This window comes from Nautilia profundicola AmH (assembly GCF_000021725.1).
Classification (GTDB): domain Bacteria; phylum Campylobacterota; class Campylobacteria; order Campylobacterales; family Nautiliaceae; genus Nautilia; species Nautilia profundicola.
This window is the reverse complement of record NC_012115.1, coordinates 338,722-362,931: the sequence shown is the minus strand read 5'-3', so window position 1 is coordinate 362,931 and position 24,210 is coordinate 338,722. Positions and strand designations below refer to the sequence as shown.

Annotated in this window: 28 protein-coding genes; 10 read left to right on the top strand and 18 right to left on the bottom strand. The window is 35.2% G+C overall.

Annotated features, from left to right (window positions below; genetic code table 11):
- Positions 1 to 3: 3 nt before the first annotated feature.
- Both NAMH_RS02020 and NAMH_RS02015 read right to left on the bottom strand, forming a co-directional pair.
- The gene (locus NAMH_RS02020; protein ID WP_015901845.1) at positions 4 to 573 is read right to left on the bottom strand and encodes a fumarylacetoacetate hydrolase family protein; all 570 of its coding nucleotides are present in this window, start codon (positions 571 to 573) and stop codon (positions 4 to 6) included.
- Positions 574 to 600: 27 nt separating this feature from the next.
- Entirely contained in the window at positions 601 to 1,158 is a 558-nt protein-coding gene (locus tag NAMH_RS02015; protein ID WP_015901793.1) for a flavin reductase family protein, read from the bottom strand.
- A gap of 51 nt (positions 1,159 to 1,209) precedes the next feature.
- Between NAMH_RS02015 and NAMH_RS02010 the strand changes: the two genes are divergently transcribed.
- A complete protein-coding gene (locus NAMH_RS02010) occupies positions 1,210 to 1,830 on the top strand; it encodes an SIMPL domain-containing protein (protein WP_015902687.1) in 621 nt (206 codons plus the stop codon).
- Here NAMH_RS02010 and NAMH_RS02005 read toward each other — a convergent pair.
- From NAMH_RS02005 to NAMH_RS01985, 5 genes are all read right to left on the bottom strand, one after another.
- Positions 1,824 to 2,240, bottom strand: a complete 417-nt coding sequence (locus tag NAMH_RS02005; RefSeq protein ID WP_012663499.1) for a secondary thiamine-phosphate synthase enzyme YjbQ — start codon at positions 2,238 to 2,240, stop codon at positions 1,824 to 1,826. The two genes, NAMH_RS02010 and NAMH_RS02005, sit on opposite strands and share 7 nt — an antisense overlap.
- Entirely contained in the window at positions 2,230 to 3,270 is a 1,041-nt protein-coding gene (locus tag NAMH_RS02000; protein WP_015902198.1) for a ribonucleotide-diphosphate reductase subunit beta, read from the bottom strand. The genes NAMH_RS02005 and NAMH_RS02000 overlap by 11 nt, the downstream gene beginning before the upstream one ends.
- 64 nt (positions 3,271 to 3,334) lie before the next feature.
- The gene (locus NAMH_RS01995) at positions 3,335 to 5,761 is read right to left on the bottom strand and encodes a ribonucleoside-diphosphate reductase subunit alpha (RefSeq protein WP_041361736.1); all 2,427 of its coding nucleotides are present in this window, start codon (positions 5,759 to 5,761) and stop codon (positions 3,335 to 3,337) included.
- Positions 5,762 to 5,905: 144 nt separating this feature from the next.
- Entirely contained in the window at positions 5,906 to 7,966 is a 2,061-nt protein-coding gene (gene feoB, locus NAMH_RS01990; protein ID WP_015901744.1) for a ferrous iron transport protein B, read from the bottom strand.
- A 42-nt stretch (positions 7,967 to 8,008) separates the two neighbouring features.
- Positions 8,009 to 8,227, bottom strand: coding sequence for a FeoA family protein (locus NAMH_RS01985; RefSeq protein ID WP_015901766.1), 219 nt, complete (start codon positions 8,225 to 8,227; stop codon positions 8,009 to 8,011).
- A gap of 104 nt (positions 8,228 to 8,331) precedes the next feature.
- Between NAMH_RS01985 and purT the strand changes: the two genes are divergently transcribed.
- On the top strand, positions 8,332 to 9,501 hold the full coding sequence (purT, locus tag NAMH_RS01980; protein WP_012663871.1) for a formate-dependent phosphoribosylglycinamide formyltransferase: 1,170 nt from the start codon (positions 8,332 to 8,334) through the stop codon (positions 9,499 to 9,501).
- Here purT and NAMH_RS01975 read toward each other — a convergent pair.
- On the bottom strand, positions 9,480 to 9,752 hold the full coding sequence (locus NAMH_RS01975) for a hypothetical protein (protein ID WP_015902297.1): 273 nt from the start codon (positions 9,750 to 9,752) through the stop codon (positions 9,480 to 9,482). The genes purT and NAMH_RS01975 overlap by 22 nt on opposite strands.
- Before the next feature lie 94 nt (positions 9,753 to 9,846).
- Here NAMH_RS01975 and NAMH_RS01970 point away from each other — a divergent pair, with 94 nt between their 5' ends.
- Both NAMH_RS01970 and NAMH_RS01965 read left to right on the top strand, forming a co-directional pair.
- Positions 9,847 to 10,185: a P-II family nitrogen regulator gene (locus NAMH_RS01970; protein WP_015902090.1), complete on the top strand. Its 339-nt coding sequence runs from the start codon at positions 9,847 to 9,849 to the stop codon at positions 10,183 to 10,185.
- A gap of 40 nt (positions 10,186 to 10,225) precedes the next feature.
- A complete protein-coding gene (locus NAMH_RS01965) occupies positions 10,226 to 11,398 on the top strand; it encodes an ammonium transporter (protein ID WP_015902029.1) in 1,173 nt (390 codons plus the stop codon).
- 8 nt (positions 11,399 to 11,406) lie between these two features.
- Here NAMH_RS01965 and NAMH_RS01960 read toward each other — a convergent pair whose 3' ends face one another.
- The 3 genes from NAMH_RS01960 to NAMH_RS01950 all read right to left on the bottom strand — a co-directional run bounded on the left by NAMH_RS01960 (position 11,407) and on the right by NAMH_RS01950 (position 13,853).
- Positions 11,407 to 12,012 (bottom strand): ferritin-like domain-containing protein, encoded by a 606-nt coding sequence (locus NAMH_RS01960; RefSeq protein ID WP_015902293.1) that lies wholly within the window; start codon positions 12,010 to 12,012, stop codon positions 11,407 to 11,409.
- A gap of 57 nt (positions 12,013 to 12,069) precedes the next feature.
- Entirely contained in the window at positions 12,070 to 12,834 is a 765-nt protein-coding gene (locus NAMH_RS01955; RefSeq protein ID WP_015902192.1) for a DUF4405 domain-containing protein, read from the bottom strand.
- 89 nt (positions 12,835 to 12,923) lie between these two features.
- Positions 12,924 to 13,853: a DUF2202 domain-containing protein gene (locus NAMH_RS01950; RefSeq protein WP_012663449.1), complete on the bottom strand. Its 930-nt coding sequence runs from the start codon at positions 13,851 to 13,853 to the stop codon at positions 12,924 to 12,926.
- Positions 13,854 to 13,988: 135 nt separating this feature from the next.
- Here NAMH_RS01950 and NAMH_RS01945 point away from each other — a divergent pair, with 135 nt between their 5' ends.
- Together NAMH_RS01945 and NAMH_RS01940 are read left to right on the top strand one after the other, a co-directional pair.
- Positions 13,989 to 14,999, top strand: coding sequence for a TDT family transporter (locus tag NAMH_RS01945; protein WP_015902842.1), 1,011 nt, complete (start codon positions 13,989 to 13,991; stop codon positions 14,997 to 14,999).
- A 2-nt stretch (positions 15,000 to 15,001) separates the two neighbouring features.
- Positions 15,002 to 15,304 carry an ArsR/SmtB family transcription factor gene (locus NAMH_RS01940; RefSeq protein WP_015902564.1) on the top strand — a complete coding sequence of 101 codons (303 nt, stop codon included), beginning with the start codon at positions 15,002 to 15,004 and terminating at the stop codon, positions 15,302 to 15,304.
- On the opposite strand, the gene NAMH_RS01935 is transcribed toward NAMH_RS01940, so the two are convergent.
- From NAMH_RS01935 to moaA, 6 genes are all read right to left on the bottom strand, one after another.
- A complete protein-coding gene (locus NAMH_RS01935; RefSeq protein WP_143709730.1) occupies positions 15,297 to 16,421 on the bottom strand; it encodes a sensor histidine kinase in 1,125 nt (374 codons plus the stop codon). The two genes, NAMH_RS01940 and NAMH_RS01935, sit on opposite strands and share 8 nt — an antisense overlap.
- On the bottom strand, positions 16,414 to 17,073 hold the full coding sequence (locus NAMH_RS01930) for a response regulator transcription factor (RefSeq protein WP_015901850.1): 660 nt from the start codon (positions 17,071 to 17,073) through the stop codon (positions 16,414 to 16,416). Before NAMH_RS01930 ends, NAMH_RS01935 begins: the two co-directional genes overlap by 8 nt.
- A gap of 50 nt (positions 17,074 to 17,123) precedes the next feature.
- Complete coding sequence (locus NAMH_RS01925; protein WP_012663765.1) at positions 17,124 to 17,480, bottom strand: gamma-glutamylcyclotransferase family protein; 357 nt, start codon at positions 17,478 to 17,480, stop codon at positions 17,124 to 17,126.
- Positions 17,477 to 17,863 carry a hypothetical protein gene (locus NAMH_RS01920; protein ID WP_012663896.1) on the bottom strand — a complete coding sequence of 129 codons (387 nt, stop codon included), beginning with the start codon at positions 17,861 to 17,863 and terminating at the stop codon, positions 17,477 to 17,479. The genes NAMH_RS01925 and NAMH_RS01920 overlap by 4 nt, the downstream gene beginning before the upstream one ends.
- Positions 17,864 to 17,872: 9 nt before the next feature.
- On the bottom strand, positions 17,873 to 18,667 hold the full coding sequence (locus tag NAMH_RS01915; RefSeq protein ID WP_015902421.1) for an SIR2 family NAD-dependent protein deacylase: 795 nt from the start codon (positions 18,665 to 18,667) through the stop codon (positions 17,873 to 17,875).
- A 97-nt stretch (positions 18,668 to 18,764) separates the two neighbouring features.
- The gene (gene moaA / locus NAMH_RS01910; protein ID WP_015901947.1) at positions 18,765 to 19,721 is read right to left on the bottom strand and encodes a GTP 3',8-cyclase MoaA; all 957 of its coding nucleotides are present in this window, start codon (positions 19,719 to 19,721) and stop codon (positions 18,765 to 18,767) included.
- Between the two features lie 93 nt (positions 19,722 to 19,814).
- Here moaA and NAMH_RS01905 point away from each other — a divergent pair, with 93 nt between their 5' ends.
- On the top strand, positions 19,815 to 20,618 hold the full coding sequence (locus tag NAMH_RS01905; protein ID WP_012663629.1) for a ferritin-like domain-containing protein: 804 nt from the start codon (positions 19,815 to 19,817) through the stop codon (positions 20,616 to 20,618).
- On the opposite strand, the gene NAMH_RS01900 is transcribed toward NAMH_RS01905, so the two are convergent.
- Positions 20,615 to 21,202, bottom strand: coding sequence for a coiled-coil domain-containing protein (locus NAMH_RS01900; RefSeq protein WP_015902215.1), 588 nt, complete (start codon positions 21,200 to 21,202; stop codon positions 20,615 to 20,617). The two genes, NAMH_RS01905 and NAMH_RS01900, sit on opposite strands and share 4 nt — an antisense overlap.
- 77 nt (positions 21,203 to 21,279) lie before the next feature.
- Here NAMH_RS01900 and NAMH_RS08945 point away from each other — a divergent pair, with 77 nt between their 5' ends.
- The 3 genes from NAMH_RS08945 to NAMH_RS01885 are packed head-to-tail and all read left to right on the top strand — an operon-like array spanning position 21,280 to position 24,178.
- Positions 21,280 to 21,840: a TetR/AcrR family transcriptional regulator gene (locus tag NAMH_RS08945; RefSeq protein WP_015902479.1), complete on the top strand. Its 561-nt coding sequence runs from the start codon at positions 21,280 to 21,282 to the stop codon at positions 21,838 to 21,840.
- Positions 21,837 to 23,102 (top strand): TolC family protein, encoded by a 1,266-nt coding sequence (locus tag NAMH_RS01890; RefSeq protein ID WP_012663821.1) that lies wholly within the window; start codon positions 21,837 to 21,839, stop codon positions 23,100 to 23,102. The genes NAMH_RS08945 and NAMH_RS01890 overlap by 4 nt, the downstream gene beginning before the upstream one ends.
- A complete protein-coding gene (locus tag NAMH_RS01885) occupies positions 23,099 to 24,178 on the top strand; it encodes an efflux RND transporter periplasmic adaptor subunit (RefSeq protein WP_015901824.1) in 1,080 nt (359 codons plus the stop codon). Before NAMH_RS01890 ends, NAMH_RS01885 begins: the two co-directional genes overlap by 4 nt.
- Positions 24,179 to 24,210: the final 32 nt, after the last annotated feature.

Sequence of the window (24,210 nt, the reverse complement as noted above, 5' to 3'; positions counted from 1 at the left end):
CACTTAATGTGCTGTCCATTTTTTAGAAACAAGCACTTTATCGCCTTCCAAAATCCTGCCCTCAAACTCATCGCCTCTGTTTACAACGCCTACTCCTTTAGGAGTTCCGGTCATTACGATATCTCCATCGTTTAATCCGAAAATTCTCTCAATATCCTCAAACAGAAATTCCGGCTTGTATATCATAAGCTCCACACCGGCCTTTTGTATAAGTTCTCCGTTTTTATACACTTCAAGCCCTAAATCATCTATATTTTCAAAATATACAAAATCACTGAAAACTGCAGCACCTTTAAACGCCTTAGCCCTCTCCCACGGAAGACCTTTTTTCTTAAGCTCACTCTGCACTTCACGAAGGGTAAAGTCAAAACCGAATCCGACTTTAAGCGTTTCGCCAATTAAAAAACATATTTCACCCTCATAATGCATAGGCGAATACCCGGGAAGTTTAATATCATCACTGATACTGCTAAACGGTTTCATAAAATATACGGGTTCACTCGGCATTTTGTTATTGAGTTCTTTCACATGTTCTACGTAATTTCTTCCGACACATACGATTTTATTATTCATTATATACTCCATTTAACTTTACACTTTTCATTTTTCACTTTTAATTTCTGTTAGTTTCGCATACCCTTTTCCGACTCTCGCAACCGGTTCGAAATCACCGTCAATGTACATTTTATGAATTTTTAAAAAGAATGGAATCGTAGCCATTTCTTCATTTTCAAACGTACCGTAAAGCTCTGTCAAAAATGCCCTCTTACATCCCTTTACAATCGGAGGGAAATTTTCATCGATTTTTTCAAGCTCAATTCCGAATTTCTCCGCCTCGTTTACACCAAAAGGCAGGACTTCGCCTGTTTTATCCATCTTTTCGTAAAGATCTAATGGCGTCAGACAAACGGTTGCTTTTTTTGTTTCTTTTATGTTTTTAAACGTATCTTTCGGCTCGTCAATAGTAGGTTTTTTCCTTCCGATACTTACCATCAGTAGAGGTGGTTTACTTGAAATTCCCGTAAAATAACTAAAAGGCGCCACGTTAATTTTACCCTCATTCTCAGTTACAATCCACGCAACCGGTCTTGGGATGATATTTCCGGCCATCAGCTTATATATTTCTTTACTCTCAACCTCGTTAAAATTTAAAAGCATTTCAGACCTTTTTTGTGAAATTATATTATAATTAATAAAAAAAGGCTTAAAATGAAAAAGCTGATAATTTTCATAAGTGGTATACTGTTCGCATATACACTCACAAACACTAAAACATACACTCAAAAAATAGAACCTAATTTATTAAAAGCCACTATTCAAGTTACAATTACACAAAAAGAGCTAAATAATTTAATTGAGTTATTAAATACAAATATGAACAAATTAAAAACCGTATGTCAAAACGCTACATATTCATTCATACCGGTATACAGATACATTAACAAAAAAGAAGTTTTTGAAAATTATAAAGCTTATATTAATGCAACATGTACATTTAAATCTTCCGAAATTAAAAAGTTTTCCAATATTATAAATAAATTACAAAACGCAAAAGTCAAACTAAATTCACTGAATTTGACAATTAGTAAAAAAGAAAAAACAGCAGTAATAAATAACTTAAAAACAAAAGCATATAATGATATATTAACAGAAGCTGCAATCCTTTCAAAAAAATTAGACAAAAAATGTTTTGCAACAAATATCAATATCTACACACCATATACAACACAGAAAAGATCATATATGACAAAATCATTTGCTTCTATGCCAATACCTAAACAAGAAAAAAGTTTATTAATTAAAACCGATTATAAAATAGAATGTTATTGACCGTATACCGTAATCACAATATTTCTACCTGTAGGATAATCCCTGTGTTCGTTAAGATAAATTCCCTGCCACGTTCCGAGATTCAGTCTGCCGTTTGTAATAGGAATATTTAGACTGACTCCAAACATTGAAGATTTAAAGTGTGCAGGCATATCGTCTTTGCCCTCAAGGGAGTGTTCGTAAATGTATCCGTCAGGGATTAAATTATTGGATATGTTTTCCATATCCACCCTGACATCGGGTGAGACGTTTTCATTTATTGTAAGAGAAGCTGAAGTGTGTTTTAAAAAAAGATTCATCATTCCGACGTTTATATCCGAAATATCGATTGAAGAGAGGATTTCGTCCGTAATTACGAAAAAGCCCCTTTTAGGAGCTTTTACAGTAATCTCTTTTTGCTTAAAAATCATCAAGGTTAAGGCTTCCTTTGGAGTAGTTAACCACATTACCTTCGAAGAAGTTTGTTTTTTGCTCATTAAAGCTGCTAAATCCGTCAAACCAGCTGATAGGGTTTTTAAGTCCTACTTCAGGGAATAGCAGGTCAAGTCCCATAGCCTGAGCTCTTTTGTTGGCAAGGTATTGTGTAAATCTGTCGATTAACTCTTTGCTCATACCAAGAATTTCATCATTTGTAATATACCACCCCCAGTCTCTTTCAAGCTCATATGCCGCATAAAGCATATCTTTGATATTTTTAATAACTTCAGGTGTGAAAAGATCCGGAAACTCTTTTTTAATCTCTTTAAAGATGTTTGCAAATAAAAGCGTATGAGTTACCTCATCCCTTTGGATAAATCTGATCATCTGCGCACTTCCGAGCATTTTACCCGCACGTGCAAGTACGTAAAACGAAGCAAATCCGTTGTAAAAATAGATACCTTCAAGACACTGGTTCGCAACAATCATATAAATTTTTGCTTCATCGTCTCCGTTTAAAGCTTTTGTACCCCACTCTTCATATACGTTTCCAATAAATTCGTTTTTCTTTCTAAGATTAGCATCGACTCTCCACATTTCATAAATTTCATCCGTATTAAGCGAAATACTGTCCACCATTACGGCATAGCTTTGTGAATGAAGAGCCTCTTCATACGCCTGTCTTACTATACACATATTCACTTCAGGAGCGGTAATCCAAGGGTTTACATGGTCAGGCGTGTTGTTTGTCTGGATCGAATCCATAAAAATCAGCTGGCTTAACGCTTTGTCGTACATTCTTTTTTCAGCAGGAAGCAGCTGTCTGTACTGTCTTGCATCTTCCGTGAGGTCCACTTCTCTCGGAAACCATGTGTTTGCAAGCATCATTTCCCATAGGTTGTACGCCCAAGGATATGAAAGTTTATTTAAGTTGATAATCCCTTCGGTACATCCGTTGATGATGGATGTGGTAGAACCTTTATGTAAAGGGCAGTCGTAATTGAAAAGTTTTTTTATTTGCATTTATTCTCCTTTTGAGGAATTGCTAATTTTAATTTTCCATTTTCCATTTTCAATTCTCCATTAATCACTGACATCCGAAGCACTCGATACTTCTGTCCATCACCTCTTCCTGAACTTCCGGAGACTGGCTTCTTAAATAATAGAAGCTCTTTAGACCGAGTTTCCATCCGAGCGTATAGATTTCATTGAGGTATCTTCCGCTGGCTTTATCGGTTGTTATGAAAATATTAAGGCTTTGCCCCTGGTCCACCCATTTCTGTCTGATTGCGGCGGCTTTTACAAGTACGGTCTGATCAAGCTCGTACGCCGGCGTATAGAACATATATGTCTCAGCACTTAAATTTGGTACAACCACAGGGATAAGTCCGCTTAAGTTTTCTTCATACCATTTTCTTTTGTAAACAGGCTCGATTGTCTGAGTCGTTCCCGTAAGAATTGAAATAGAACTCGTAGGTGCTATTGCCATAAGGTATCCGTTTCTCATTCCTTTTTTAACTTTCTCTCTGAGCCCTTCCCAGTCATATTGCATTGCACTGAAAAGATCTCTCTCAACAAGTCTTTTGGCTTCTTCGTTTGCGCTGTCTATAGGGAGTATTCCTTTAGACCATCTGCTTCCCTCAAATTCAGGATATATTCCTTTTTCTTCAGAAAGTTCGGCACTTGTTTTGATGGCATAATAACTTATTCCCTCAAACACTTCGTCAATCAGTTTAAGATGCTCTTCACTCCCCCAGAAAATCTGCTTTTCGGCGAGCATCTGGGCTTCACCCATGGCACCGAGTCCTATGGCTCTGTTTTTAAGGTTCGTATCTTTCGTTTTTCTAACCGGATAATAGTTAAGGTCAATTACGTTATCAAGCATTCTAATGGCAACAGGCACAACCTCTTTGATTTTTTCAGGTGTGTTTACTTTGCTTAAATTCACGCTTGCAAGGTTACAAACAGCCGTTTTACCATTAACCGGCACTTTTTCCACGATATATACCTGTTTGCCGTTGATTGCGTCGATTGACGTGATTTTTTTCGCTTTTTTCGTAAGTTTTACATCGCCGTGTTCTACAGTTACGTCTTCTTCTTCATCATACATGTTAAAACTTCCGTCTTCAAACGTAACTTTTACTTTATAGTGGTTAGGCTCGGTGTTTTGGAAAATTTCCGTACATAGGTTTGAGCTTCTGATAATTCCGGCATGGTCGTTTTGGTTTCTTCTGTTGGCGTTGTCTTTGAAACAAAGGAACGGATTTCCCGTTTCATAATATTCAAGAAGGATTTTTTTCCATAACTCTTTTGCTTTTATAGTTTCTTTTGCGATATTCGGGTCGTTTTCGTATTCGATATATCTTTTTTCAAATTCTTCCCCGTAAAGATCGGTCAGATCTTTTACCTCATATGGATCAAACAAAGTCCATAAAGCATCTTCCTGTACTCTTTTCATAAATAAATCGCTAATCCATAAAGCAGGAAAAAGATCATGCGCTCTTCTTCTTTCTTCCCCACTGTTTTTCTTAAGATCCAAAAAGTCCAAAACATCCATATGCCAAGGCTCAAGATATACGGCAATCGCACCTTTTCTGGTTCCCAGCTGATCAACGGCAATTGCAATGTCGTTTGTGATTTTAAGCCAAGGAATAACACCTCCTGCCGCATTTTTGTGATTGTCTATAAAACTACCAAGAGCCCTGATTCTGCTGACATCCCATCCGATACCGCCTCCGAATTTAGATAAAAGGGCCATTTCTTTAAAGTCATCGAAAATACCTTCGATATTATCGTTCATACTTCCTACATAACAGCTGCTGAGCTGATGTCTTGTGGTTCTGGCGTTACTAAGCGTAGGAGTCGCTACCATTACTTCGAATTTCGAAATCACATCATAAAACTTCTTAGCCCAGTATCCCCTGATCGCCTTAGGGTCATTAGGGATATTTGCTCTTTCTTCTTCAGGAATAGACTCATAATTTGTTTCATTCTGTGCAAGAAACATCGCAACACCCATAAAAAGCTGCTGAGGCAGCTCAATAGGCTCGCCGTTTCTGTCTTTTATAATATATCTGTCGTAAAGCGTTTTAATACCGAGATACGTAAACTGAAGATCCCTTTCAGGTTTTAAGTATGCATTCAAATCGTCAAGGTCGAATTTTTCTTTTAAACCAAGCAGGATTCTTCCCGCTTCTTCGCCTTTTTGAAAATACTCTTTTAAATGATTATATCCGGTAAAGCCGGTAACCCTGTGATACAAATCATACAAAAACAGCCTTGCCGCAACATAATTCCAGTTCGGTCTGTCTATATCTATCTTGTCAACCGCCGTTTTGATAAGCGTATCTTGAATTTCGGCAGTTGTAATTCCATCTCTGAACTGAAGTTTCGCATCAAGTTCCAGCTCAGTATAATCCACCCCCTCTAAACCTTCACAGGCCGCTTTTGTATACTTTCTGATTTTAGAAATATCAAGCGGTTCTCTTCTTCCGTTTCTTTTGATAACAGTAATCCCCGGATACATTATTCTCCTTTATATATACACGAAATAAATGTTGATTGTTAGACAAGCGTCTATGAAATTGAAAATTATTGTAATAATAGCACAATAAATTTAAAGTTTAATAAAACATAACTAAAAATGATAAAAGAAGGTTCAGGAGAAGACTTTGATTAAGCTAACCCCGATAAATGCGGCTATATAAGCAAATACATTCGGATAAATTGTATAAAATATCCTCCACTGCCACTGCGGCACCTCAGCCCAGAACGTCCCCATTGCCGCAAGGCACGGTGAATAAAACATAATAATTATAATCATAGCAACCGCAGCGGTGAAAGTCATGTTCGCCCTTATAACCTCAACCGTCTCTTTTGACGAATCGCTTTTGCCTCCGTACAGGACGCTTAATGTCGAAACCACAACCTCTTTTGCCGCCAGCCCGGCAATTAATGACACATCTTCTCTCCATGTAAGCCCCAAAGGTTTAAATACGGGCTCGATAAATTTACCTATATCCGCAAGATATGAGTTTTGCAGTATTTCTCTGTTCATTTTTTCTACAAGTTCTGTTTTCTGTGACGGGTTTTTCGCAATAAGCTCTTCGTATTTTTGTTCAATTCCGGCTCTCGGGAACGAACTCAAAATCCAAACAATCAAACTTGCTGTCGCAATAAACGTACCCGCTTTTTTAAGATAAAGTTTGCTTTTTATCCATAAATCAAAAAGAATACCTTTAAGTTTCGGAAACCTGTATTTAGGAAGCTCCATTACAAACGGTTCAGGCTCGCCTTTGAATAAAACCTCTCTTAAAATCTTAGCTACAACAAGCCCGGTAAGAGCTCCGCCGATATAGATTGCAAAAAGCACGTTACCCTGAATTTCGGGTCTGAAAAACGCACTTACCAAAAGCACATAAACAGGAAGCCTCGCCCCGCAGCTCATAAATCCGATCACAAGCATTGTAATGAGTCTGTCTTTCGGGTTTTTAAGCGTTCTTGCCGCCATATACGCAGGCACCGAACATCCAAATCCGGAAACCAGCGGGATAAACGCCCTTCCCTGAAGTCCGAATCTTTTAAGCACGCCGTCCATTATATATGCAGCTCTTGCCATGTAACCGGTCTGTTCTAACAGGTTGATACCTAAAAAGAGTATAAGGATATTCGGTAAAAACATTACAACAGCACCAACAGCCGGAATAACCCCGTTTATAATCGCTTCACTGACTATGCCTTTAGGAAGCACATGTGATAGACTCATCCCAAACGCACTGAACGCCTTGTCGATATACTCCATCGGAATCGCACCGATTGAAAACGTGGCCTGAAATATCGCCCACATAATAAACAAAAACAGAGGCAGTCCCAAAATCGGATGTATTAAAATCTTATCCACTTTTTCGGTAAGTGTTTCTTTTTTAGCCTTTTTGGCAACCTGAGTCACTATACCTTTTGCAAGTGCCAGCCTCTCTTCAAAAAGCACTGTTTTGGTATCGTCTTCGTCAAATTCCACCCTCAGTCTTTCTTTTGCATTTTTAAGGGTGTTCATAATATCAACAAACCATGGCTTTTCATGCACGAATTTATACATATCCTCATCATCTTCAAGAAGCCTTACGGCAACAAAACGCTTTGAAAATTCGCATGATTTTATTTTTCTTTTTAAATTTTCAATTTCTTCTTCGACTATTTCACTATAGTAGACTTTCGGGATGTTTTTTTCTTCGTATGTTTTTATTACCTTTTCAAAAAGCTCCTCAAGTCCGAAGTTTTCTTTTGCCGAGACGTTTTGAGCCAGGATGTTTGTAAGTCTGCTAAATTTATCGGTATCAATTTCTCCGCCTTCCCTGGCAAATTCATCATACATGTTAAAAGCCACAACCATCGGTTTTTGAAGATCACTAAGCTGCCATGTAAGAGTCAGATTCTTTTCAAGCTGGTTTGAATCAAGAACATTCAAAATTAAATCATATTTTTCGTTAAATAAAAACTTCTTCGTAACTTCTTCTTCGGGTGTGTATGTATGAAGAGAATATGTACCCGGCAGGTCTATGAATTTGAGTTTATAATCTCCTCTTACAAATTCGACTTCTTTTTTCTCAACGGTTACACCACTGAAATTTCCCACATGAAGCTGAGCTCCCGAAATCGAATTGATAAGATGGCTCTTTCCGACGTTCGGCTGTCCTACCAGCGCTACAACTATTTCTTTCATTTCTCCTCCAAACTTTTCATTTTCAACTTTTCACTGTTCACTTTATTCCACTTCCACTTCAGCCGCCTCTTCATCGCGAAGGGCGACTTTGGTATTGCCTATTTCTATTTCAAAAGTGTTTTTTGCAAGTGTGTGTTTAAGAACTTTTACTTTCTGCCCTTTTGCAATTCCGAATGCAAACAGACGGCTTTTTAAAGGTTCTTTCGCATATACTTTTTTAACAACGGCTTCATCACCTATTTTTAATTCGTTAAGTCTCATATAAGCCCTTTTATAAAATATTTGTCCGTATAATATCAATTGTTTCGGTTTTATTTCTTGATAAATATCAAAAATGGTATAATCATTTAAAAAAAAGGAAGGTTATGAGATTATCCACACCTCTTAAATCAAACTCTGTTAAGATAATGCTTCTTGGAAGCGGCGAGCTTGGAAAAGAAGTGGCGATTGAGGCAAACCGCCTCGGATGTGAAGTAATCGCCGTAGACAGATATCCAAACGCACCTGCAATGCTTGTAGCTCAAAAATCATACGTAATCGATATGAAAAACAAAGAGCAGGTTCTTGACGTCATAAGACGCGAAAAGCCAGATTACGTACTGCCGGAAATAGAAGCTATAAATATTGACGCGCTTTTTACAGCGGAAAAAGAAGGAATACACGTAATCCCAAACGCCGAAGCCGTAAATAAAACAATGAACAGAAAAAACATAAGGGTATTCGCAGCCGAAGAGCTTGGGCTTAAAACTTCAAAATATGAATTCGTATCAACCTATGAAGACCTTAAAGAGGCATGCGACAGACTCGGATATCCTGTGGTTGTAAAGCCTATTATGAGTTCATCGGGTCATGGTCAGAGCATCGTAAAAAGTCCTGAAGAAGTAATTACGGCATGGGAATTCGCAAAAGAGGATGCCAGAGGAAGCGCGGATGAATTGATAGTTGAAGAATTTATCCACTTTGATTATGAAATTACACTTCTTACAGCCAAAAACGATAATGAAATAGTTTTCTGTCCACCTATCGGACACATACAAAGCGGCGGGGATTATATCTTCTCATGGCAGGAAATGGAAATGAGCGAAACGGCTCTAAATAAAGCCAAAGAAATCGCACGTAAAATCGTAGAGGGTCTTGGAGGCAGAGGAATATTCGGAGTTGAACTTTTCGTAAAAGGAGATGAGGTTTATTTCAGCGAAGTTTCCCCTCGTCCGCACGATACGGGACTTGTAACTTTAATTACGCAGTCTCAAAGTGAATTTGCCCTTCATATAAGAGCCGTTCTTAACCTGCCTTTAGGATTTGAATTTTTAACTCCTGGTGCCAGCGCGGCGTTTAAGGCTGACAAAGATTCATACACGCCGGAATTTGAAATAGATCCTGCGGTGTTTAGGGTTAATTCAAGATTCATCGTATTCGGAAAACCGGAGGCACATCCGGGAAGAAGAATGGGAGTGCTTTTGGTAAGCGACAAAGAGGCGAAAGAAGCCCTTAAACAGGCCGAACTTTTAATTCAAAAAGTTAAGATTTTATAAATCTCCTCCCCTATTTTTTCACTCTCTTCATCACTGATGTAATCTTCCGAAAAAAAATAAACGAATACTTCTTTGACAATTTCACTAATCTGACTTTTAGAAAGTTTTTTATTATATGTTTTATGAGCTATTGCGTATGATTCGTTATCATATTCATCTTCGCTGATATAACCTATTTTAACTGGATCAACATAATCAACAATCTGTTTAACTTCATAAAAATATTCCTTAAAAGCCTTACTGTGTTTCATCCTTCGCCTTTTTGTATAAAATTTAATCACTTTTAATCCGTATTTAATCTCAGTTGTTTATTACAATTACACTATATCAAAAAAAGGAGCGTATATGAAAAAAATCGAAGCGGTAATCAAGCCTTTTAAACTTGATGATGTTAAAGAAGCACTGCTTGAAATAGGAATTCACGGTATGACAATCAGTGAAGTAAAAGGTCACGGAAGACAACAAGGACATGCGGAGCTTTACAGAGGTGCGGAGTATATCGTAGATTTTCTGCCGAAAGTAAAAATCGAACTTGTAGTAGCTGACGATGATGTTGAAAAAGTTATTGAAACTATCAGTGAATCAGCAAGAACAGGGAAAATCGGAGACGGTAAAATTTTCGTAAGCCCTGTTGAGAAAGTTATCAGAATCAGAACAGGTGAAGAAGACGAAGAAGCGATATAGTAAGTAGTTAAGTAGATAAGAAAAATTAAAAGGAGAAAATATGGACTTTGCATGGGTAATTGATACCTTTTTCGCACTATTTGCGTTTACTCTTATTATTCTAATGGTTCCCGGCTTTGCAATGCTTGAAGCCGGACTTGTAAGAACAAAAAACGTAACTGCGGTGCTTACAGTAAACACAATGATTTATATCGTGGCAAGCCTTGTGTTTTTCCTATGGGGATATACATTGGCTTTTGGTGGATGGGACGGTAGCAGCATGAGCATGTATGCGGCGTTTCTTTTCCAAATGGCATTCGTTGGTAAAACCGTAAACATCATGAGCGGCGGTGTAAGTGAGAGAACAAGAATAGTGCCTCTTGCAATATTCACACTGTTTATGGCGGGATTGATTTATCCGCTTGTAGTTAACTGGACATGGGGTGCTAATATGCTTAGCGGCTCAATCCTTGATATTTCAAGTATGCATGATTTAGCGGGAAGTACAGTAATCCACTCAACAGGTGCGTGGGCGCTTCTTGCGGCTATTTTAATTATCGGACCGAGAAAAGGAAGATACACAAAAGACGGAAAAGTAAGAGTTATTCCTGCAAGTAATATTCCTCTTGTTGTACTTGGTGCTTTACTGTTATGGATCGGATGGTTCGGATTTAACGGTGGAAGTGTAGGTAGCATTTCAAGTAAAGAAAATGCCGATACTGTTGCGTTAGTTGTAATGAATACAAACAATGCTGGTCTGATAGGCGGACTTGTTGTAATGATTTTGGGATATCTTAAATACAGAAAATTCGATATTACTATGATTTTAAACGGTGCTCTTGGAGGACTTGTGGCAATTACAGCAGGTGCTGATGTGGTTAGTCCTTATGCAGCGCTTATTATCGGTGCAATAGGCGGAGCTCTTGTATTTTATGCGGTTCCTTTCTTTGACAAACTAAAAATCGACGATCCTGTAGGTGCTCTTTCAGTTCACCTTGTAAACGGTATCTGGGGTACTATTGCAACAGGTATCTGGGGAAGCGGCGTTAGTTTGGCGGCTCAAATCAAAGGTGTTGTGGTTGTGGCTGTATTTGCATTTGTTGCATCATATATTATTATTTTTGTAATTAACAAAATCACTAAATTCAGAACCGATGAAGACAACGAAGTTGAAGGACTTGACGTTAGCGAATGCGGGATTGAAAGTTATCCTGAATTTAAAAGGGCTATTTAATTTAGCCCTTATCTTCTCATAATTCCACTGCCTGCAAACCAGTAGTAATTTCTGTAATATCTTCCGATACCTCTTTGAAACGGATAATTTTTACACCATCTGCTATCCATCAGCTGACAAGCGCCCTTACCGGTAATTGCCATAAGAGTTCTGTTGAATCCGTTGTAATGATTATAGCTTCCGGCTCTTAAAAATTTAAACAAAGCAATTACGTCAGGTGAAGTAACGGAATTTAAATATTTATCCAAATCCTCCACATCCGTAACCTCAACCATAATACCCACTTCGAGTGCGTCTTTCAGTGATTTTTTACCTTTTGCCATCAGTACGTTATACAGTTTTTGAAGCTCCGGGTTTGCAAATTCACCAACTCTGTCCCCTCTTACAGGAAGAGGCACTCTGTAATGCTTCAGTACGTTTGCAACGCTGTTTTCGTGCATTATTTCTGAGCGATAGATATTAAAAACCCTCACATTCGGATATAATTTTCCAAGCTCGTAATAAACGTCACGTGCCAGTTTTTCTTCCTGATACATATATTCAAGTGCATTTTTCTCCTGCGGTGTAAGTGCGAAAAGATTAACCGCCAAAAGAATAAACGCCAAAAATTTCATTTTCACTATATCTCCTTTTTTCAAAATATTATTTAATCACCCTAAACCTAATATAAACTATTTTTTAATCATATCGATAATATCAACCGGTGTCACTCCGTTAGGAAACGCTATTTCTCTTAACGTCTCTTTAGGACCTGCCTTAATGCCTTTATTTTGCAGTTTGTTCAGGCATTCGTTCACATTGATTCCCTCTTTTTTACACACTTCTTCGAGTGTCATTTTACCGTATCCGCTGCCGGGCATTGCGGTTACGGTTTTGGCGTTTTTGATAATTTCGTAAATATCCGCAGGTGTGGTGTTGTTGTTTTTGGCGATTGTTTTAAGCGTATCATTTACGCTGAATGTGAAATTTTTACTTTTTAATTTTTTAACCGCCACATCAAGGTTGATATTCAGTCTTTCGCAAAACTCTTTAAGACTCATAAGCTCACCGTGTGAGATAGGAATAGCCTTGTTATTCACATCCCAAGAGTCTTTTATCATCTCTTCAAGATCGCTCACACTCTTAAACGGCTGTATGTTTGCAACAGTACCCACGGTAACAACCGCCGTAATCAAAAGAGCAAAGACAGACTCTTTTTGAAGCAGGTATTTTTTCATAACCTTCCAGTTAATTACAATATGCCACACGGCTACTATTACCATTAAAAATCCGAAAATTACGTGTATGTTATCCCAGCCGTCTTTATCAACGCCCAAAAACTTCCATCCCGTAAAATACGCAACACGGCCGTGCGGCATAATGTACAAAACTATACCGCTTATGATTATCATAACCGTTGCGTAAAAGAGTAAAAGATCTATCCATTTTCTTTTCATTATAATCGTCTCCTTTTAATCTTTATTCGGGGTTTATTTTCTAATTCTTCAACTATAAAATTGATCCTAAACCCTATCTTTTTCATTTTTCACTGAATTTTGCACCTTTTAAATCTGTTTTGGAGTTTAAATCCGCTTGTTTTATCTTCAATTTCACATGTTACGAAACTGTAAATACCGCTGTAACCTTTTACGGTTACGGTATCTCCCGGTTTTATATTCAAGCTTTTATATAAAAAGTCCGTAGTTACAGCAACTTTTACTATTCCATTATTCGTTTTTACGTCTATCATCCACCAATTGATTTTTTTATTAACAATCCCTGGAAGTTTATAAACTTTCACAACCTCTCCTTCTATTACATTTGAAGATGAATTAGCAAAGTTTACCATCCCGGCTTCGTGTTTTTTTGCGAGTATCGCGTTAAATTCCTGCAGTGTGATAAACTGTGGCGTATAATCACTTCCGTATCTTCTTAAGATTCCCACAAACGCCCTCATATGGTTGCGGCTTCCTTTTTCAAGGTTTTGATATACGATTGAGATGTCTTTATTGTCGGTATTTTCCAGAGCTTTTTGCAAATCGTAAATATCTACATCCTCGATTTTCGCTCCGACTTTCAAAGCGTCTATCAGACTTCTCTCTCCCTGTGATACAAGCTGATTGTAAAGTTTTTGAAGTTTAACGTCTTTAAACACACCTACCCTGTCGCCCGTCTCAGCTACTGGATCAGGCAGGTTGTATTTATCAAGCACTATTTTTATCATATGCATATGCCAGCTTTCGCTTTTTGCTATATTTTTAAATACCGGCAGTTTCCATTTTTTATACAGTGTAAGATATACATCTCGTGCAAGTTTTTCTTCTTCTCTCATATGTAAAAGATCTTTTTTCTCCCTTATGCTAAGAACCGATTTTTGTATATCAAGAACCGCTCTTTCTACCGGAGAAACCGGTGTGTTTGCAAATAACGGCATACTTAAAAAAGCAGCCATTACAGGAATAATTACTCTTTTCATTTCACCCTCCTTAAAAGGTTTTAGAAATTATAAATCCTGCAGATAAACTGAATGTAAACTCATATTATATATCAAAATATCTTGATATGTATATAATTTAGATGTATAATATGCAAAATGAAAAAAGGAGATCATATGGATTATATTAAAAACTTTGCACCTTCCTGGTTTGCAAGTATTATGGGAACAGGCATACTTGCAATCAGCTGCAAACTATTCAGTGAATATTTTTCTGTTTTGTTGCCTGTGTCAATATTTCTTTTTTGGTTCAATCTTTTTATATTTTTTTTGTTTTTGGTTTTATGGATTTTAAGATGGCTCTTATTTTATGAAAAAGCAAAAGACGATCTTTTTCATCCGATTATTTCTTCATTTTATCCGACAATAGCCGTTGCTTTCCTGGTAATAGCAGGAGGTTATATAATAATTCTACATAATACGCAACTTGCAGAAATTTTTTGGTTTCTTGGAACACTATTAATGATTGCTTTTGCCTTTTTAATTCCTTTTATTATGTTTTCACATGAAAAAATAGAAATCAGTCATATAAATCCCGGATGGTACATTCCTCCTGTAGGTCTTATTGTTATTCCCATAGCAGGAGCTTTTTTTGAGCCTTTAAGCACAGGTGTTTATAAAGAACTTATTACAATCACCAATTTTTTAGGGTACGGTGCAGGATTTTTCCTATATATTGCGCTTTTGGCAATTATTGTTTACCGTCTAATACTACATTCTCCACTGCCTGGAACCATTGCTCCTACCTTGTGGATTAATTTAGGACCTATAGGAGCAGGCAATATTGCACTCATAAATATTATCTCAAAAACGTCTTTTATTTCGGTTAAAGAACCTTTTTATATATTCTCACTTATTTTCTGGGGATTCGGATTGTGGTGGCTTGTAATGTCAATTATAATGACAATAAGATATATTAAAAGAGCCGAGCTCAATTACACCATGTCATGGTGGGCGTTTATATTCCCTTTAGGTGCTTATACGGCCTCTACCTATTTAATAGGAAAAATCCTTCATCTTAAAATTATAAGTATTTTGGGATTTTTTATTTTTTGGTTATTATTTTTTATATGGTGTATTACTTTTTTTAAAACATTTACAAATATAAAAAAAATATTCAAAGGCTAAAAATGGAAGACTTTTTAAAAGCCGTATCCGCACTCAAAGATGAAACAAGGATCAAAATATTAAAATTTCTGTTAAAACATAATGAACTTTGCGTATGTGAGCTTGAAGCAAGTTTTAACATGCTTCAGTCCCGTCTTTCAAGACATCTTAAAATTCTTAAAGATGCCGGCTTTTTAAACTCAAAAAGAGATGGGAAAAAAGTCCTTTATTCAATCAAACCTGTTACAGGATTCAAAAAAGCCGCTTTAGAAGAAATTGAAAATATGAAAATAAATTTACCTAATCTTAAAGAATGTTCTATTTAAATTTGACAAAAGTTTTAACAAAGCTGTTTTCGTTTTTGATATTAAACTCAAAGCCGTAATAATCGCAGATCTTTTTGACAATATAAAGCCCAAGGCCAAAACCTCCTTCGTTTTGGTTTTCCCTGTAGAATTTCTTTGTAATTTTTTCCAAATTTTTTATTTTTCCTTTATTGGCGATACAAAATATTCCGTTTTTAAGAGAAAGGTGGATTGTTTCATTTTGAGGCGAATATTTAATAGCGTTTGAGAGAAGATTGTCGATAAGCCTTATCATATCTTCCCTGTCGGCGTTTACATAAAAATCTTCACACGATTTGTCAAAAGATATTTTTTTGTTTTCAAGCAGGGTTTGGAATATTTCAATTCTCTTTCTAATTAAATCTTTTATATTAATAGATATTATTTCTTTTTTTTGTTTATGATTAAGTCTTACAAACGCAAGGTCTTTAAAGATCTTTTCAAGTCTTTTTGCCGAAAATTCAATTCTTTGTAGCTCTTTTGATTCAATATCTTTCATTTTCAACATTTCAATGTTTGTAAGGATCACACTGATAGGAGTATTCATTTCATGAGTTGCATCACGGATAAAGTCTTCAAGCATTTCAATACTACTTTTAAGAGGTTTTAGAAATATTTTACCGAGAATAAAGGCCGTTATTATTACAATAAACACAACAAATACATTAAATATTATAAGTTGTTTTTTAAGTTCACTTATTTTTTCTTCATTAATAGATTTTGTAACAATAATATCCACTTTACCCCATCGTTTGGGCATAGTATAAAGATAATAAATGTTTTTTCCATTAATCCAAAACTCTCTATTCCACTTTATATTCATAGGTTTAAAATTTCCGAACATATATGTTCCGTCTTTATAAACGGCTATTTTTATATTATCACCAATATTATAATTTTTTGAAAATCTTAAACTTCTTAACATCCCTTTGTTTTCGGCAAGATATAATTTAAGCTCATTACTAAGCTGAGATATTTGTGAATCTATTTCACTGTGGTATTTTGCTTTATAATAAAACCACTCCCCAATTCCAACAAGTAGAAGTGTAGAAATAACATAAATCAATAAAAATCTTCTTAAACTTTTTTTTTCAGCCAACAAATTTATATCCTACATCTTTTATTGTTTCTATTTTATCATTTCCGAGTATGCTTCTGAGTGTTTTTACAAACGTTCTTAAAGAAGCTTCATTCGGGGTTTCTTCATAATCATATATTTCACTGAAAATTTTCTCTTTATCAAGCACTTCTCCTCTGTGTTTTATAAAAAGATTTAAAAGTTTAGCGACTTTTGTTTTTAAATGCACGGGTTCGCCGTTTTTTAAAAGCTCCATACTTTTAACATCAAACTCAAACCCCTCACCCAAATCAACTTTTTCACTGTTTCCGTACATTCTTCTGAGTATCGCATCGATTCTGAGTTTGAGCTCTTTAAGTGAAAACGGCTTTCTTATATAATCGTCTCCGCCGCTTAAGAAACCTTTTTCGATATCCTTTTCACTGTCAAGGGAAGTAATGAAAATTATAGGAGTATCGCTGAATTTTCTGATTTCTTTAGCAACATCAAAGCCGTTCATACCGGGAAGTTTCACATCAAGCAAAATAATATCGAAGCTCTCCTCATACGCCCTGCTTAAAGCGCTGTCGCCGTCGTATACGCTGACACTCTCAAACCCGTTAAGCTCCAAAAATTCTTTAACCGTTTCATTTAATGAAACGTCGTCTTCAACTATAAGGATTTTTCTTTTCATTTTAGCCTTTTTTGTTTTATATTATTTTACAAAACTAAACCGAATCTAAACTAAAACTCCTCCAAAAGATCTTTTTTAAGAAATTTTTTCTTTTTGGCGTAAAAATACGTATAGGCTTTTATCTTTTTACCGTTTAATATTGCTGTTATTTTTTTTCTTTTATAATAATGAGGCACCTCTTCAAGCCTGTCGAGACGTTTTAACAAGCTGTAGTTTACATCATACACTTCGCCTTTTATATAAAAACCAATACCAGGAAGATCTAAAAGATACGGATACCATCCGCTTTTGCTAAGGATTAAAGGATATTTTTTTGAAGTCACGGCGTATCCCAAAAACTTTGCGTTTTCGAGATAGCTATGTAATTTTTTATTTTGTTTCAAACTTCCGTAAACAAATATTTTCATTTACATTGATAATAAATTATCATTTTTTGCGCAGGAATACTGATACCTATTTGTGATGATTTAGGATCTGTCAATATAAATAAATCTGATGCTTTAGTTTTATACAAAGGCACTTTGTTATCTACCATTTTCACAAAATCAAGTGTATCGCTTTTGTTGTCCACATAAATAACAAGTGATTTATCCTGCGGTTTAATTTTTACCGCATATAAAGCTTTCAATGTTTTTTGAAGCTGTGCTTTTGTTTTTTCATTATTAGGAATATTGTAAGTTTTGTTGTTTTCTTTAAAACTTAATCCCAAAGTTTCGCATGTGTATGTCTGATTTACATTAAATGCAAATGCGAAGATTACTAATATACTCAAACTGAATATTTTTTTCATATTTTTCCTTTACATAAATTTTCTAATTTCCCTCAATGCTTCAAGAGCCCCTTTTTTTATCTGTATATCGGCGCCGTCGGCTTCAAGGGGATTTATTCTGATTAGCGTAGAATCGAAACTTCTTCTAACTCTTTCGCTCATCATTCTAACTGTCGGTACCGCTTTTCCCGCTCCAATCTCAATTATAACAAGTTTATCGTTAATTTGAGAAAGCCAATACTCAAATCTTGCAAGCTGAAGATTCACCCTTTTATCCACAAACCTAAGGTCACTAAACATCAAAATATTCGGTCTTGCTATTGTTTTACAGTTTTTGCAAAGCGGATAATTCAGTGCTTCAAACTTTTCTTCGTCAATTTCTATATGCTCATTGTTTTCCCATATACTATCACTGCATGGCTCACTGCACTGAAGGTAATGAATACTGCCGTGAATTTCCACTATTTTCATTTCACTAAATCCCGCTTTTTGAAAATGACCGTCTACATTTGAAGTAAAAATAAATTTTTCATGCGGCATATTAAATAAGATGTTAAATCCTTCATGAGGGGTGGTGTTTCTGTACATATTTAGTCTGTGTCCGTAAAACGCCCAAGCAAGGCGCGGATTTATATCAAACCATCTCGGATTTGCAAGAGCCTGAAAACTCAGTCCCAACCTTTTAGCTATCGGATACGCTTTCCAAAAACCTTCATTTCCCCTGAAATCAGGAAGCCCACTGTCTACTCCCATTCCGGCTCCCGCCGTAATTAAAAGATATTTAGCTTCTTTTATAGCCTTTGCGGCTTTTCTTATTTCACTCATTCCCCTCCTTTTGAATATTGGTATATTGGTTATTTGTTATTAGTGTATTAGTATTTATATTATTTACATTTTTCACTGTACACTTTTCACTTATATTTTACCCTCCTGTTTCCCAAAACGCACGTGTTGAAACTTCCTCATCCTGCCAATCGTTTTTTTCAGGTTTATTGGCAACGACTTCTCTTAAAATTTCAGATGCTTTTTGAATATTTCCTTCTCTTAGGGCTTCTTTGATATTATAACTCTCCGTAAAGAAAAGACACGGAATCAAATAACCTTCGGCGGTTAAACGTATCCTATTGCAGCTTTTGCAAAAATCTTCATTGTGAGGTTCGATTATACCGAATACATACCCGTCTTCCGTTTCGAAATATCTGCTGGCACTGTTGTCTTTCGGGAGCTCTTTAAATTTGTATTTTTTCGCTATTTTATCAAGTATTACTTTAGAATCAACTCTTTTTACTCCGGGATATGCCCTTTCGTTTTCCATAAATTCTATAAATCTTATAGTTACTCCCTTATTTTTGGCAAACTCTAATAAATCTAATATTTCAGTATCATTAATACCCTGCATTACTACAGTATTTAGTTTTACCTTTAATCCGACTTTTAACGCTTCGTCAAGTCCTTGTATTACTCTGTTTAACACATCTTTTTGTGCTATTTTTGCAGCAACTTCAGGCTTTAGAGAGTCAAGGGACATATTTACCCTTTTCAGTCCGGCATCTTTAAGTTTTTTGGCATATTCTTTTAAATAATAACCGTTTGTAGTAAGTGCTAAATCAAGGTCAGGTCTGTAATCATGTAGCATTTTTACAAACACATCAAGATCTTTTCTTAAAAGCGGCTCTCCTCCTGTTAAACGAATTTTATTTATTCCTTCGTCAATTGCAAGACGCAAAAATTCAAACATCTCCTCATATCTTAAAATATTCTCATGAGGTTCCCATTCAAAAGGAGTGTTAGGCATACAGTAAAGACATCTGAAATTACACCTGCTGGTAACCGACACTCTGATGTAATCTATTTTTCTTTCAAATTTATCAATTAACATTTTTAACCTTTAATGTTATAATAAAATAACTTTTTGGTTATATATTACCAAATATAACGCTTTAAAAATTGTATCACAAAAAAGGTTGAATTGATGTCTTTTTATCAAAATTTAGAAAAAATTATAGAATGCGGCGATATAAACAAAAAATTCGATATGTTTTACGAAATATGGAACAACAAAGAAAGCCTAAACTTCAAAACCGATAAAAAACCCAAACTTTTTGAAAAGCCGAGTTATGCAGACTTTTGTGAAATTGTTCATCCTTCAAGAGTTCCGAGAAGGAGAGGATTTGATACGAATGAAAAAAAAGCCGTCTTATTACATGCGATAGTACACATCGAATTCAGCGCAATCGATTTGGCACTTGATGCATGCTACAGATTCCCAAATCTGCCTGATGAATATTATTATGATTGGCTTGAAGTTGCGGAAGACGAGATAAGACATTTTAAAATGATAAACACCCTTCTTGAAAAAACAGGCTATAAATACGGTGATTTTCCCGTTCATAATTCATTATTTGAAGCAAGCCAGAAAACCCAGGATCTTTTAAGCCGAATGGCGATAATCCCGAGATGGTACGAAGCCGGAGGACTTGATGCAAATGAGAAAATTATAAAAAAACTCCAAAAAACAAAAGATCCTTTCGCACAGGAAGTAATAGATGCACTGATGATAATATTAAAAGAAGAGATCCCTCACGTACAAAAAGGTGATAAATGGTTCAAATTCGAATGTAAGCGCCAAAATCTTGAACCAATTGAAACATATTTCAAAATAGTGGATAATTTTTTCAAGGATTGGAAGAAAAAAGATTTAAACGTAGCTGCCAGACTCAAAGCCGGCTTTACGTGTAAGGAACTGAAAATTTTAAACGAAAAAATAGAGTGTTAAAATATTCCGCACTCAATATTTGTTCCGTCTGCAAAATCGGCTCTGATAACTTCAAAATAAATATGTAAATTTTCTGGTTTTTCGTCTTTTAAATACTGCTCTAAATCTGAATTTAACTGATGAGTTTTTTTAATTGTAATTTCTCCTCCAACAGGCAAATCCACATCTCTTTGTATAAAATCTTTAAAAATTTTAACTTTATCTTTATCCTCAACATACAGATTACCTGAAAGATATGTAATTTTTTTAGGGTATTCGTTTTTTAAAGTAACTGTAATATCATAATAAGGAATAACTTCATCGTGATATTTGTATTTCATATTTACAACTTTGATTTTTTTACAGCTTTTTACAGCAAGTTGTGTTTTTACTTCTTTTTTAACTTCTTCATTGCTTTTTTTAATCTCTTTTTGCTGAACTTTGATCTCTTTTTTAAGTTCTTCAATTTCAGCATCTTTTTTATCTACTTTTTTTTCAAGCTGTTCTATTTTTTGAAGAAGTAAATCGAGTTTTTTATTAATATCATCACTGCTTGCACCGAAAAGTAAAGCAGCCCCAAGACCCAAAATAGCTAATTTTTTCATTCTTTGCCTTTTTTTTCTTGCTATTTTATCAAAAAAGTATTACAATTCTACTTACCGACCAGTAAGTAAGGAGAATAATGGCAACAAAAGAAGATATTTTAAAAACAGCGTTAAAACTATTTGCCAACAGAGGTTATGAAAACACTTCTTTAGAAGAAGTGGCAAATAAAATTGGAATAACCAAACCGGCAATTTATTATTATTTCAAAAATAAAAAAGCTCTTTACAATGAAATTTTTATTGAAAAATTTTCAAAGCTTGAATTTGAATTAAAAGATTCTTTGGAAGAAAATTTAAAAGAATACATCTATAAATTAGGTGATTTTTTCATAAAAAACCCTTGTATTGCAAAACTTTTTTCAAAAGAAATTACTTCTGAGGCTATGCATTTGGAAGTAGACACCCTAAAAGTTATATCAAAAACATTAAAACACCTTACAAAAATACTTGAAAAAACAAACCTAAACCCGTTTTTTATTCAAACAATGGTGGTATCTACTTTTACAACATATGCAAATACACTAAAAGTTAGAGAAAGAATAACAGGTATATTAAAAGATGACAAACTTACAAAAGATTTCGATATTACAAAAGAAATATATCAGACAATATTACATTATATAAAGGCGCACAAATGAAAAAATATTCGATTATCTTAGTATCGGCTTTACTGCTTAATGCCGAATCAATTGGGGATTTACTCAATAAAATAGAACAAATCCCTGATACTAAAATAGATAATTTAATGATTAAAGAGATGAAAACAAACAAAAAAAGTGTTGTAAACTCTTTATATCCGAAAATTACACTCACAGCATCGGCCGAGCATTTTTCACGACCTAACAGTTTGGTTCCATTGCCTCCAACGGAAAGTACTAAAATTATAATGAGCGGAGGAAGCCTCCCTTTTTCACAAAATATTTACCGCTTAGGATTTTCGGTATCAATGCCAATCTTTATAAAAGAAATTTACGAAAACAAAAACAAAATGGAATTCTTACTAAATGCAACTAAATACCAAGCTAAAATAAATCTAATAAAAAGACAAAGCACTTTAATTATTTATGTTAGTAATTTGAATTATTTGTATGCATTAAAAAATGCTCTAATTTCGCAACAACAATCAATTCAGACAACATATGAGGGGCTAAAAAAAGGTGTTGAAGTCGGAAGAGTTCCTGAATTTAAACTTTTAAGACTCAAAGATTCATTAATTACCATACAAAATAAAATTTCAGAAATAAACACCAAAATAGCGGATATTCAATCTAAAATTTACACCCTTACAAATACGGAAGTTTCGGAACCAATTAATTTCGTATCTTACAGAGTGGAAAAAAGCGAATTTTTCGCAATTAAACCCTTACAAGAAAAACTAAAATCAAGTTATTACGACATAAAGGCAAAAAAAGCTGCCAATTATCCGAAAGTAATGCTTAAAATCCAAGGAAACAGATCTTTTGCAAAAGCCTATAATACTAATGAAGGAATTGTGGAAGATTTCGCAAGTGCTGGAATATACGTAACATGGGATATATTCAACAAAAAAAACAACTCCGAAATTCAAAAAGCAAAAATAGAAGAATCTAAAACATCTCTGGAAATTCAAAAAACCGTTAAAGATTTAACTGCACAAATTAATTATATCAACTCATCTTTATCAGAAATAAAAAAACAGCTCTTATCAACAAAGGAATCTATTGCATTAAAAGAAGAGCTTTTAAAAGGTGCGAAAGTGGCGTTTAAACTAAACACTATGACGGTTGACGAGTATCTGAAATACGAAGATGACCTCGCAAAAGCAAAAGCCGATCTTGCAAACCTGATCGCATTAAAAAATACCCTAATCGCACAAAAAGCGTTAATTTACGGAAAAAATCTTAAAAAGGTGTTCAAATGAAAATATTAAAAATAGTAATCCCGGTACTTTTAGCCGTAATTCTTGCCGTAAGCGGCATGAGACTTATTAAAAAAAGACAGGCTGTTGATGAAAAACTCCCTCCAGCGGAACAAATAGCAATAGTTGTAAAAACCATCACTCCAAAGATTGAAAACAAAACTATTACACTACCATATGTTGCTACAGTTAAAAACGATAATGAAGTGCTTGTAAACACAAAATTCGCAGGTAAGATTTTATACATCAAAAACCTTGGTGATGATGTAAAAAAAGGTGAAGTTGTAGCAAAAATAGATAGCAGCGACCTTAATGCGAAACTAAAAGAGATAAACTCACAAATCGCTTCTGTTAAAAACAAACTCTCAGCAGAAGAGATCAACCTTAAAAACCTTCTTGCCACACACGCAAGAACCAAACAGCTTCTTGATGTAAAAATGGCTTCAATAGAGCAGTACCAGACTGAAGAGAGCAAAATAGCGACTCTAAAAGCCCAGATCAAAGCCGATAAAAACTCCCTTAACGCACTGTATGCAAACAAACAGGCCGTATTAAACAACCTCACATACACAACGCTAAAATCACCTATAAACGGTGTGATAAGCGCAAAAATGTTAAACAAAGACGACATAGCGTTTATGGGCAAACCTATACTTAAAATTACGCCTAAAAACGGAAACTACCTGTTTATCACACTGCCAAAAGATTACAAACAGATAGTATACAAAGGTAAAGTTTACGACTTAAAAGCCTTAAACAACACATTCAATTCACTAAAAACATTCAAAGCGGAAGTTAACGACCCTACACTTCTAAACGGTGAAAAAGTAAACATCAAAGTGGTTGAATTCAGCGGCAAAGGTATGTTTTTACCATACGATGCGATCCTGACCGTTAACGGCAAAAACTACGTGTTTGTGGTAAACGGAAACAAAACCGACATCAAAGAGGTAAAAATACTCGCACAGGGTGAAAAATACGCCCTGATAGATCAAAACATCACAAGCCCGGTAGTTTACGCCAAACCGGATATTCTTCTTAGAATAAAAGCGGGATACCCGATAAAAGTGGAAAATTAAACAATGACAAATATACAAATAACCAATATACC

Coding starts and splice junctions, on each gene's coding strand:
- NAMH_RS02020 (WP_015901845.1), bottom strand. CDS start 573: ATGAATAATAAAATCGTATGTGTCGGAAGAAATTACGTAGAACATGTG.
- NAMH_RS02015 (WP_015901793.1), bottom strand. CDS start 1,158: ATGCTTTTAAATTTTAACGAGGTTGAGAGTAAAGAAATATATAAGCTG.
- NAMH_RS02010 (WP_015902687.1), top strand. CDS start 1,210: ATGAAAAAGCTGATAATTTTCATAAGTGGTATACTGTTCGCATATACA.
- NAMH_RS02005 (WP_012663499.1), bottom strand. CDS start 2,240: ATGATTTTTAAGCAAAAAGAGATTACTGTAAAAGCTCCTAAAAGGGGC.
- NAMH_RS02000 (WP_015902198.1), bottom strand. CDS start 3,270: ATGCAAATAAAAAAACTTTTCAATTACGACTGCCCTTTACATAAAGGT.
- feoB (WP_015901744.1), bottom strand. CDS start 7,966: ATGAAAGAAATAGTTGTAGCGCTGGTAGGACAGCCGAACGTCGGAAAG.
- NAMH_RS01985 (WP_015901766.1), bottom strand. CDS start 8,227: ATGAGACTTAACGAATTAAAAATAGGTGATGAAGCCGTTGTTAAAAAA.
- purT (WP_012663871.1), top strand. CDS start 8,332: ATGAGATTATCCACACCTCTTAAATCAAACTCTGTTAAGATAATGCTT.
- NAMH_RS01975 (WP_015902297.1), bottom strand. CDS start 9,752: ATGAAACACAGTAAGGCTTTTAAGGAATATTTTTATGAAGTTAAACAG.
- NAMH_RS01970 (WP_015902090.1), top strand. CDS start 9,847: ATGAAAAAAATCGAAGCGGTAATCAAGCCTTTTAAACTTGATGATGTT.
- NAMH_RS01965 (WP_015902029.1), top strand. CDS start 10,226: ATGGACTTTGCATGGGTAATTGATACCTTTTTCGCACTATTTGCGTTT.
- NAMH_RS01960 (WP_015902293.1), bottom strand. CDS start 12,012: ATGAAATTTTTGGCGTTTATTCTTTTGGCGGTTAATCTTTTCGCACTT.
- NAMH_RS01955 (WP_015902192.1), bottom strand. CDS start 12,834: ATGAAAAGAAAATGGATAGATCTTTTACTCTTTTACGCAACGGTTATG.
- NAMH_RS01950 (WP_012663449.1), bottom strand. CDS start 13,853: ATGAAAAGAGTAATTATTCCTGTAATGGCTGCTTTTTTAAGTATGCCG.
- NAMH_RS01945 (WP_015902842.1), top strand. CDS start 13,989: ATGGATTATATTAAAAACTTTGCACCTTCCTGGTTTGCAAGTATTATG.
- NAMH_RS01940 (WP_015902564.1), top strand. CDS start 15,002: ATGGAAGACTTTTTAAAAGCCGTATCCGCACTCAAAGATGAAACAAGG.
- NAMH_RS01930 (WP_015901850.1), bottom strand. CDS start 17,073: ATGAAAAGAAAAATCCTTATAGTTGAAGACGACGTTTCATTAAATGAA.
- NAMH_RS01925 (WP_012663765.1), bottom strand. CDS start 17,480: ATGAAAATATTTGTTTACGGAAGTTTGAAACAAAATAAAAAATTACAT.
- NAMH_RS01920 (WP_012663896.1), bottom strand. CDS start 17,863: ATGAAAAAAATATTCAGTTTGAGTATATTAGTAATCTTCGCATTTGCA.
- NAMH_RS01915 (WP_015902421.1), bottom strand. CDS start 18,667: ATGAGTGAAATAAGAAAAGCCGCAAAGGCTATAAAAGAAGCTAAATAT.
- moaA (WP_015901947.1), bottom strand. CDS start 19,721: ATGTTAATTGATAAATTTGAAAGAAAAATAGATTACATCAGAGTGTCG.
- NAMH_RS01905 (WP_012663629.1), top strand. CDS start 19,815: ATGTCTTTTTATCAAAATTTAGAAAAAATTATAGAATGCGGCGATATA.
- NAMH_RS01900 (WP_015902215.1), bottom strand. CDS start 21,202: ATGAAAAAATTAGCTATTTTGGGTCTTGGGGCTGCTTTACTTTTCGGT.
- NAMH_RS08945 (WP_015902479.1), top strand. CDS start 21,280: ATGGCAACAAAAGAAGATATTTTAAAAACAGCGTTAAAACTATTTGCC.
- NAMH_RS01890 (WP_012663821.1), top strand. CDS start 21,837: ATGAAAAAATATTCGATTATCTTAGTATCGGCTTTACTGCTTAATGCC.
- NAMH_RS01885 (WP_015901824.1), top strand. CDS start 23,099: ATGAAAATATTAAAAATAGTAATCCCGGTACTTTTAGCCGTAATTCTT.